This is a genomic window from Aeromonas sp. 604443, assembly GCF_049170315.1.
GTDB classification, from domain to species: Bacteria; Pseudomonadota; Gammaproteobacteria; order Enterobacterales; family Aeromonadaceae; genus Aeromonas; species Aeromonas veronii_A.
Window position 1 is genome coordinate 1 of record NZ_JAAKMI010000027.1, and the last position, 1,174, is coordinate 1,174.

Genomic DNA, 1,174 nt, shown 5'->3' on the forward strand with positions numbered 1-1,174 from the left:
CAACTGCCTCAACTGCCTCAACTGCCTCAACTGCCTCAACTGCCTCAACTGCCTCAACTGCCTCAACTGCCTCAACTCATCATTCACCTATATGTTCTTCTATAGAAGTAAGCGCTGTTCCCAAACCACTGCTGAGTGGTGAATGGTTAATGGTTGGATCACTTGGCGTGAACATCGTCAGCCAGCTGATATCGCCCTACATATACCCATTTGCCCAATTGCGGGCGTTTTCCCTTGCAGGGTCTCAGTCGCAAGTCCATCTTGGCCTCCTTGTTTTCGGCCATTCTAGCAATCTGCAGGCTGTTTCTGTGGATAAGTTTGTATAAAAGCTGTGATTGGAGGTGAATAACTAAAAAAGTGCCCTTTTTTGCAATTTTATTGCCGATGAGGGGTTGTCAGAAAGAATCTGTTCCCTATAATGCGCCTCCATCGACAGGGCAAGCGGCAACGCAAACAACCTCGTCGGTAACCTCGAAAAGCCTTTGAAAATAAGGCTTGACTCGAGAAGGCGGTTGAATAGAATTCCACTCCCGCAGCAACGAACTGTTGCGTCGCTCTTTAACAATTTGAATCAAGCAATCTGTGTGGGCACTCGCAGCATCGAGCATCAAAAACAATTTTTGATTTTCAATGTCTGATGAAGTGACCAAAGCAACTTTATGTTGCAGCAGTTAATTCAGCAATTCATTGAGCCGCCTTAATTGGCAACCAAACTTAAATTGAAGAGTTTGATCATGGCTCAGATTGAACGCTGGCGGCAGGCCTAACACATGCAAGTCGAGCGGCAGCGGGAAAGTAGCTTGCTACTTTTGCCGGCGAGCGGCGGACGGGTGAGTAATGCCTGGGAAATTGCCCAGTCGAGGGGGATAACAGTTGGAAACGACTGCTAATACCGCATACGCCCTACGGGGGAAAGCAGGGGACCTTAGGGCCTTGCGCGATTGGATATGCCCAGGTGGGATTAGCTAGTTGGTGAGGTAATGGCTCACCAAGGCGACGATCCCTAGCTGGTCTGAGAGGATGATCAGCCACACTGGAACTGAGACACGGTCCAGACTCCTACGGGAGGCAGCAGTGGGGAATATTGCACAATGGGGGAAACCCTGATGCAGCCATGCCGCGTGTGTGAAGAAGGCCTTCGGGTTGTAAAGCACTTTCAGCGAGGAGGAAAGGT

The 1,174-nt window shown here is 49.7% G+C and carries 1 rRNA gene and 1 pseudogene; one reads left to right on the forward strand and one right to left on the reverse strand.

Annotated features, from left to right (window positions below):
- Positions 1-173: 173 nt before the first annotated feature.
- A pseudogene (locus G5380_RS20445) lies at positions 174-284 on the reverse strand (gamma carbonic anhydrase family protein); the annotation flags it as partial.
- A 432-nt stretch (positions 285-716) separates the two neighbouring features.
- On the opposite strand from G5380_RS20445, the gene G5380_RS20450 reads away from it, so the two are divergent.
- Positions 717-1,174: ribosomal RNA gene (locus G5380_RS20450) — 16S ribosomal RNA — on the forward strand; the annotation flags it as partial.